The sequence below is a fragment of the Brevibacterium sp. UCMA 11752 genome (assembly GCF_021532235.1).
GTDB classification, from domain to species: Bacteria; Actinomycetota; Actinomycetes; order Actinomycetales; family Brevibacteriaceae; genus Brevibacterium; species Brevibacterium antiquum.
In genome coordinates this window covers 1-8,038 of sequence record NZ_JACBOS010000001.1, presented here as the reverse complement: position 1 = coordinate 8,038, position 8,038 = coordinate 1, and the positions used below count along the sequence as shown (strand labels likewise).

At 61.0% G+C, this 8,038-nt stretch carries 9 protein-coding genes; 4 read left to right on the top strand and 5 right to left on the bottom strand.

Translation table 11 applies throughout. The annotated features are described in order from the left end of the window. Both HU144_RS00045 and HU144_RS00040 read right to left on the bottom strand, forming a co-directional pair. Window positions 1-1,509: DUF222 domain-containing protein (locus tag HU144_RS00045; RefSeq protein WP_235349566.1), on the bottom strand; the 1,509-nt coding region annotated here is incomplete at its 3' end. Between the two features lie 270 nt (window positions 1,510-1,779). Continuing rightward, a complete protein-coding gene (locus HU144_RS00040; protein WP_235349560.1) occupies window positions 1,780-2,229 on the bottom strand; it encodes a helix-turn-helix domain-containing protein in 450 nt (149 codons plus the stop codon). Between the two features lie 267 nt (window positions 2,230-2,496). Here HU144_RS00040 and HU144_RS00035 point away from each other — a divergent pair, with 267 nt between their 5' ends. Next, window positions 2,497-3,408 (top strand): NAD(P)/FAD-dependent oxidoreductase, encoded by a 912-nt coding sequence (locus HU144_RS00035; protein WP_235349565.1) that lies wholly within the window; start codon window positions 2,497-2,499, stop codon window positions 3,406-3,408. Between the two features lie 204 nt (window positions 3,409-3,612). Here the strand turns inward: HU144_RS00035 and HU144_RS00030 are convergent, their stop codons facing one another. Both HU144_RS00030 and HU144_RS00025 read right to left on the bottom strand, forming a co-directional pair. After that, complete coding sequence (locus HU144_RS00030; RefSeq protein WP_235349564.1) at window positions 3,613-3,804, bottom strand: universal stress protein; 192 nt, start codon at window positions 3,802-3,804, stop codon at window positions 3,613-3,615. Beyond that, the gene (locus HU144_RS00025; protein WP_235349563.1) at window positions 3,798-4,007 is read right to left on the bottom strand and encodes a hypothetical protein; all 210 of its coding nucleotides are present in this window, start codon (window positions 4,005-4,007) and stop codon (window positions 3,798-3,800) included. The genes HU144_RS00030 and HU144_RS00025 overlap by 7 nt, the downstream gene beginning before the upstream one ends. A gap of 31 nt (window positions 4,008-4,038) precedes the next feature. Between HU144_RS00025 and HU144_RS00020 the strand changes: the two genes are divergently transcribed. Then, on the top strand, window positions 4,039-4,434 hold the full coding sequence (locus HU144_RS00020; protein WP_235349562.1) for a universal stress protein: 396 nt from the start codon (window positions 4,039-4,041) through the stop codon (window positions 4,432-4,434). A 204-nt stretch (window positions 4,435-4,638) separates the two neighbouring features. On the opposite strand, the gene HU144_RS00015 is transcribed toward HU144_RS00020, so the two are convergent. Continuing rightward, window positions 4,639-5,667, bottom strand: coding sequence for an NAD(P)/FAD-dependent oxidoreductase (locus tag HU144_RS00015; RefSeq protein ID WP_235349561.1), 1,029 nt, complete (start codon window positions 5,665-5,667; stop codon window positions 4,639-4,641). Between the two features lie 151 nt (window positions 5,668-5,818). Between HU144_RS00015 and HU144_RS00010 the strand changes: the two genes are divergently transcribed. Together HU144_RS00010 and HU144_RS00005 are read left to right on the top strand one after the other, a co-directional pair. Then, a complete protein-coding gene (locus HU144_RS00010; protein ID WP_235349560.1) occupies window positions 5,819-6,268 on the top strand; it encodes a helix-turn-helix domain-containing protein in 450 nt (149 codons plus the stop codon). Window positions 6,269-6,538: 270 nt separating this feature from the next. Further along, a complete protein-coding gene (locus HU144_RS00005; protein WP_235349559.1) occupies window positions 6,539-7,948 on the top strand; it encodes a DUF222 domain-containing protein in 1,410 nt (469 codons plus the stop codon). Window positions 7,949-8,038: the final 90 nt, after the last annotated feature.

Sequence of the window (8,038 nt, the reverse complement as noted above, 5' to 3'; positions counted from 1 at the left end):
TGAGTCTGTGGCCGAATCTTGCTGCCGGTCAGAACCTGAAGTCTCTCTGTCGTCTGCTTTGATCCTCGAGGTGAGGTGTCCGCTCATGATGCCGCCCGTTACGGGATCGAGGACTCCCTTAAGCGCCCAGGTTCCGTCTTTTCGCTGACGCAGGCTGACTGAGAGCTCATCACGCTTTGGAGCCTCATTTGGAAGGTCGCCATCCGGGTCGAGCCAAGCGAGGATCTCATTGAATAGCTGCTGGATGTCCTTCACACGCACCTTCGGAGCCTTTTCAACCAGGATCCTCTCCGCTTCGAGCTGATCCTCCAGACTCACTCGAAGTGGCAGGTCTTTCAGACAGCCGATGATTGTGCTCGCCTGTGTTGATGAGAGCGATCCGCGCTGAAGGGCTTGGGATACCAGAGGACACTTCGGCCCGATCGACTGGCCACTGAAACTCACCTGATTGCCCAGCTTCTCAGCCAGTTCAGATCGACGGTAGGCCTCTCTCTCGGAGAGGTTGAGGCGGTTCTGGACCAGCGCCTTCGTCGACTTCGCCCCATAGTCTCGAGGGGTTCCCACCCGTTCGAAGACGGAGAGAGTCACGACTGAGAGTGATTCGACCAGCCGATTGACTGTCTCCAGCCCATCCAACACCGTTACCGCATCGTCGGGACCCATCGGACGATTGAATGATTCGAGGTCACCGACGAGGGACCGAAGTCCGTGGATGCTATTCGCAACTTCCGGAGCGATACGCTCCAAACTCACCCAGGCGTGCTCGTCAAGAAGAGGATGCTCCGAAGCGAGGGGACCATCTGAATCGGAGGCGCCAACCGGAGCAGAGTCGGAGGCACCAACTGGAACAGAGTCGGAGGCGCCACCTCGAACGAACTCAGAGTCGGTCTCGCTCGTGAGTCTTGAACGGTTCGGTGGTTCTCCGCCAGTCGGCTCATCCGCAGACTGCTGACCCAGGAAGGCTGCCCAGTCTCCGTTTTCGCTGTTTTCCGAGGTGTCCTCGCCGGCACTGCACTCGGCCGCAGCTTCCTCGGACTTCTTTTGCATCCACTCTTCTTTTTCAACGTCGATCTCCGCTGCACGACGCTTGAGTTCGGCCTGCGCATCCGGATCATCAACGCTCGCCTTCCACGGGTTACGGCCACTCCAACGGGCTCGTCGCGCAGCGTCTGTGAACTCATCGGCTTGTTCAGGATCAATCGACTCACGTACCTCGCAAGGCTCTGTTCGCTCGAAGGATTCCGCAGATTTTGTCGATTCGGCGCGTTCCGCAGGCTCGGCAGGATGATCCGCGTCGGCGAATTCGAAATCACTCGGGGGCGGCGTGGCTACTTCATCGAAGCGATCGGCCAATGGGTGACCATCAAGGTCGAAGCCGGCATCACGCAGAAGCTCTCGATAGGTGGGAGAGTCCTGACCCACCTCGTCTTCCCCACCAGGCACAGCGGAAGAGGCTGGTTCGTCATGCCCGTTCTTCTTGTGGCGCTTGCGGTCGGGGGTGAGAGTCATGATCTCGGAATCCATTCGTCAACTGCTGTGTTGTCCGCTTGATTCCAATTTTACTCTCATCACAGTCAGCCTGTCTATAGTTTTGTTCTATTCTTTTAGGATCGTCATGTTATGACTCGACGATCTTCTATATTTTGACTCTTCAGATCTGGAATCAGAGCAGATGAGGCCGTTGATCGACCAGCCCTCACGGCCACAACCCGACCTTGAAACAGCCTCGGCGAGGCTATTTCCTGAGGTGGACGCGCTGCCCCTCCGGTCCGAAAAGGCTCAGATACTCGACGCCGGACACTTCCGCGCTTCCGCGCTTCCGAGCCAGTGCGGGGTATGGGTGTCGAATTCAGCAGCTTCCCCTGCGTCCAGGGTCATCGATCTGTCACCCAGGATCAGACTGAGCCTGCCCCTGATCACGTAGACCCATTCGAATCCGGGGTGCGTTTTCAGCGCGCCGAGCTTCGGCGCCTGCTTGCCGTCGACGATGTGCTTGAACGCTTGAACTCCGATGGAACCTCGGCTCAGCGGCAGCACGGTCCGACCATTGATCTTCTGTGGCGTGATGTGAATTCGCGGGTCTCCGATCGGCGGCGTTCCGACGAGCTCATCGAGTGGCGGCCCGTAGATGCCCGCCAAAGGAAGGAGCAGCTCCAGGCTGGGCTTCCGCTTTCCAAGCTCCAACCGCGACAAGGTGCTCAGTGAGATCCCGACCCGCCGCTCGCCCATCTGCCTGTGTTCGATTCGTGCTGCGCACCCTCAATCATGGGTCACAAACTGCCAGAATTTGCCAATTCTGCAAATTTACTTGCACATCAGTAGCTTGAAGGGTGAAACTGCAGAGGTACCCGCTTTCTCACTCACCGAGCCAAGGACTGATATGTCAGAATCACACCCCACCCACAGAATCAGCCGCACCCCACCCAGCAGAATCAGCCGCATCCCTCACTGCAGAGTCAGCCAAACCAGCCGAGCCGGCAGAAGCTCATCGCCGAGGTGGCCGTCATCGGCGGAGGTGCCGGTGGTCTGGCCGCATCGATCGCTTTGGCTCGCTCGCTTCGCAGCGTCATCGTCATCGACGCCGGTTCCCCACGCAACGCGGCGAGCGCTCACGCTCACAACGTCCTCGGCCATGAGGGCGTCAACCCGCTCGGCCTCCTAGCCAAGGGGCGTCAGGAGGCCGAAGCATATGGAGTCCAGTTCATCGACGCCACAGTCCTCAGCGCCGCTAATAGGACGCAGGCACCAGAGACACTTGGCTTCGATCTCGAGACATCGGTCGGAATCTCCATCGAGGCGAAGCGAATCGTCATCGCGACCGGGCTCACCGACGTGCTCCCCGACATCCGGGGCTGGCCGACGGGTGGGGCGATACCGTTCTTCACTGCCCCTACTGCCACGGCTACGAGGTTTCGCGGCCAGAACATCGGCATCATCGGCACTACCGCCATGTCATACCACCAGGCGATGATGTTCTCCCAGCTCAGCGACCGCGTCACCTTCCTGCGACACAATGCTCCGGCACCGGATGAGGCGCAGAGGAGAATGCTCGACTCGCTTGGCATCGTCTACGTCGACTCGGCAGTCGAAGCGGTGGAACGCACCGAGTCCGGCACCGTCGTCACGCTGCGCGACAACGACAGCATGACCTTCGACGCTCTGGCCGTCGGGCCGTACTTCCGGGCGAACGGCGAGATCTTCGAGCAGCTCGGCGGCACCGTCGTCGACCACCCGACCGGCATGGGCTCGTCCATACCCGCCGAGGCGAACGGCGCCACAGATGTACCCGGAGTCTGGGCGGTGGGAAACAGCGCGGACATCTCGGCCATGGTGGTGGCGAGCGCGGCCAGCGGTGTCCTGGTCGGTGCGCAGGTCAACGCCGAACTCATCATGAGCTCAGTCTCGTAGCAATCACCCCCGGCCCGATTTCAGGTGCCGAACACGGTCACTGCGAGACGACCTGACCGTCGAATCACCCGGCCGCCGAGGTGGCCCAACCGTCGAGACGCCCCGGCCGTCGAGTTACCCGACCATCGAGGTGCCCAGGCCGCCGAGTCACCCGGCCACCATGCCACCCGCCGTCGTGGGCCACCCCACGACGTCGGGCTCAGGTCAGTGGCTGGCCTTCACACAGAGGACAGGGCAGACGGATTCGAGGATGACGCGTTGGATCGTCGACCCCAGGAGGAACTTCCCAACCGGGGTCCGCTTCCGGGTGCCGAGCACGATCAGCTGAGCCCCCACCTCGGCGGCGGCATCGAGAATCTGCTCCGCGGGGTCGTACTCGCTGCCACGCGTCAGCACCTGCGCCTGCACACCGGAGCGCGACAGGTAGTCCCGGACCGACTTGATCTCCCCTCGCCGAGGCGGTAGGCATCGCTGCGATCAGATGAGCGGGAGGCGTTGACGACGACCAGGTCAAGGTTGTCCCTCTTCGCCTCTGCAATGCCCCTGTCAAGGGCCGCATGGCCTGCTGGATTGTTGACATAGCCCACGACGACAGTCATTTTTCACCTTCACTTCAAGTGAAGGTGAAAAATGACTGTCGTCGTGGGCTATGTCAACAATCCAGCAGGCCATGCGGCCCTTGACAGGGGCATTGCAGAGGCGAAGAGGGACAACCTTGACCTGGTCGTCGTCAACGCCTCCCGCTCATCTGATCGCAGCGATGCCTACCGCCTCGGCGAGGGGGAGATCAAGTCGGTCCGGGACTACCTGTCGCGCTCCGGTGTGCAGGCGCAGGTGCTGACGCGTGGCAGCGAGTACGACCCCGCGGAGCAGATTCTCGATGCCGCCGCCGAGGTGGGGGCTCAGCTGATCGTGCTCGGCACCCGGAAGCGGACCCCGGTTGGGAAGTTCCTCCTGGGGTCGACGATCCAACGCGTCATCCTCGAATCCGTCTGCCCTGTCCTCTGTGTGAAGGCCAGCCACTGACCTGAGCCCGACGTCGTGGGGTGGCCCACGACGGCGGGTGGCATGGTGGCCGGGTGACTCGGCGGCCTGGGCACCTCGATGGTCGGGTAACTCGACGGCCGGGGCGTCTCGACGGTTGGGCCACCTCGGCGGCCGGGTGATTCGACGGTCAGGTCGTCTCGCAGTGACCGTGTTCGGCACCTGAAATCGGGCCGGGGGTGATTGCTACGAGACTGAGCTCATGATGAGTTCGGCGTTGACCTGCGCACCGACCAGGACACCGCTGGCCGCGCTCGCCACCACCATGGCCGAGATGTCCGCGCTGTTTCCCACCGCCCAGACTCCGGGTACATCTGTGGCGCCGTTCGCCTCGGCGGGTATGGACGAGCCCATGCCGGTCGGGTGGTCGACGACGGTGCCGCCGAGCTGCTCGAAGATCTCGCCGTTCGCCCGGAAGTACGGCCCGACGGCCAGAGCGTCGAAGGTCATGCTGTCGTTGTCGCGCAGCGTGACGACGGTGCCGGACTCGGTGCGTTCCACCGCTTCGACTGCCGAGTCGACGTAGACGATGCCAAGCGAGTCGAGCATTCTCCTCTGCGCCTCATCCGGTGCCGGAGCATTGTGTCGCAGGAAGGTGACGCGGTCGCTGAGCTGGGAGAACATCATCGCCTGGTGGTATGACATGGCGGTAGTGCCGATGATGCCGATGTTCTGGCCGCGAACCTCGTAGCCGTGGCAGTAGGGGCAGTGAAGAACGGTATCGCCCCACCCGTCGGCCAGCCCCGGGATGTCGGGGAGCACGTCGGTGAGCCCGGTCGCGATGACGATTCGCTTCGCCTCGATGGAGATTCCGACCGATGTCTCGAGATCGAAGCCAAGTGTCTCTGGTGCCTGCGTCCTATTAGCGGCGCTGAGGACTGTGGCGTCGATGAACTGGACTCCATATGCTTCGGCCTCCTGACGCCCCTTGGCTAGGAGGCCGAGCGGGTTGACGCCCTCATGGCCGAGGACGTTGTGAGCGTGAGCGCTCGCCGCGTTGCGTGGGGAACCGGCGTCGATGACGATGACGCTGCGAAGCGAGCGAGCCAAAGCGATCGATGCGGCCAGACCACCGGCACCTCCGCCGATGACGGCCACCTCGGCGATGAGCTTCTGCCGGCTCGGCTGGTTTGGCTGACTCTGCAGTGAGGGATGCGGCTGATTCTGCTGGGTGGGGTGCGGCTGATTCTGTGGTGTGGGGTGTGATTCTGACATATCAGTCCTTGGCTCGGTGAGTGAGAAAGCGGGTACCTCTGCAGTTTCACCCTTCAAGCTACTGATGTGCAAGTAAATTTGCAGAATTGGCAAATTCTGGCAGTTTGTGACCCATGATTGAGGGTGCGCAGCACGAATCGAACACAGGCAGATGGGCGAGCGGCGGGTCGGGATCTCACTGAGCACCTTGTCGCGGTTGGAGCTTGGAAAGCGGAAGCCCAGCCTGGAGCTGCTCCTTCCTTTGGCGGGCATCTACGGGCCGCCACTCGATGAGCTCGTCGGAACGCCGCCGATCGGAGACCCGCGAATTCACATCACGCCACAGAAGATCAATGGTCGGACCGTGCTGCCGCTGAGCCGAGGTTCCATCGGAGTTCAAGCGTTCAAGCACATCGTCGACGGCAAGCAGGCGCCGAAGCTCGGCGCGCTGAAAACGCACCCCGGATTCGAATGGGTCTACGTGATCAGGGGCAGGCTCAGTCTGATCCTGGGTGACAGATCGATGACCCTGGACGCAGGGGAAGCTGCTGAATTCGACACCCATACCCCGCACTGGCTCGGAAGCGCGGAAGCGCGGAAGTGTCCGGCGTCGAGTATCTGAGCCTTTTCGGACCGGAGGGGCAGCGCGTCCACCTCAGGAAATAGCCTCGCCGAGGCTGTTTCAAGGTCGGGTTGTGGCCGTGAGGGCTGGTCGATCAACGGCCTCATCTGCTCTGATTCCAGATCTGAAGAGTCAAAATATAGAAGATCGTCGAGTCATAACATGACGATCCTAAAAGAATAGAACAAAACTATAGACAGGCTGACTGTGATGAGAGTAAAATTGGAATCAAGCGGACAACACAGCAGTTGACGAATGGATTCCGAGATCATGACTCTCACCCCCGACCGCAAGCGCCACAAGAAGAACGGGCATGACGAACCAGCCTCTTCCGCTGTGCCTGGTGGGGAAGACGAGGTGGGTCAGGACTCTCCCACCTATCGAGAGCTTCTGCGTGATGCCGGCTTCGACCTTGATGGTCACCCATTGGCCGATCGCTTCGATGAAGTAGCCACGCCGCCCCCGAGTGATTTCGAATTCGCCGACGCGGATCATCCTGCCGAGCCTGCGGAACGCGCCGAATCGACAAAATCTGCGGAATCCTTCGAGCGAACAGAGCCTTGCGAGGTACGTGAGTCGATTGATCCTGAACAAGCCGATGAGTTCACAGACGCTGCGCGACGAGCCCGTTGGAGTGGCCGTAACCCGTGGAAGGCGAGCGTTGATGATCCGGATGCGCAGGCCGAACTCAAGCGTCGTGCAGCGGAGATCGACGTTGAAAAAGAAGAGTGGATGCAAAAGAAGTCCGAGGAAGCTGCGGCCGAGTGCAGTGCCGGCGAGGACACCTCGGAAAACAGCGAAAACGGAGACTGGGCAGCCTTCCTGGGTCAGCAGTCTGCGGATGAGCCGACTGGCGGAGAACCACCGAACCGTTCAAGACTCACGAGCGAGACCGACTCTGAGTTCGTTCGAGGTGGCGCCTCCGACTCTGTTCCAGTTGGTGCCTCCGACTCTGCTCCGGTTGGCGCCTCCGATTCAGATGGTCCCCTCGCTTCGGAGCATCCTCTTCTTGACGAGCACGCCTGGGTGAGTTTGGAGCGTATCGCTCCGGAAGTTGCGAATAGCATCCACGGACTTCGGTCCCTCGTCGGTGACCTCGAATCATTCAATCGTCCGATGGGTCCCGACGATGCGGTAACGGTGTTGGATGGGCTGGAGACAGTCAATCGGCTGGTCGAATCACTCTCAGTCGTGACTCTCTCCGTCTTCGAACGGGTGGGAACCCCTCGAGACTATGGGGCGAAGTCGACGAAGGCGCTGGTCCAGAACCGCCTCAACCTCTCCGAGAGAGAGGCCTACCGTCGATCTGAACTGGCTGAGAAGCTGGGCAATCAGGTGAGTTTCAGTGGCCAGTCGATCGGGCCGAAGTGTCCTCTGGTATCCCAAGCCCTTCAGCGCGGATCGCTCTCATCAACACAGGCGAGCACAATCATCGGCTGTCTGAAAGACCTGCCACTTCGAGTGAGTCTGGAGGATCAGCTCGAAGCGGAGAGGATCCTGGTTGAAAAGGCTCCGAAGGTGCGTGTGAAGGACATCCAGCAGCTATTCAATGAGATCCTCGCTTGGCTCGACCCGGATGGCGACCTTCCAAATGAGGCTCCAAAGCGTGATGAGCTCTCAGTCAGCCTGCGTCAGCGAAAAGACGGAACCTGGGCGCTTAAGGAGTCCTCGATCCCGTAACGGGCGGCATCATGAGCGGACACCTCACCTCGAGGATCAAAGCAGACGACAGAGAGACTTCAGGTTCTGACCGGCAGCAAGATTCGGCCA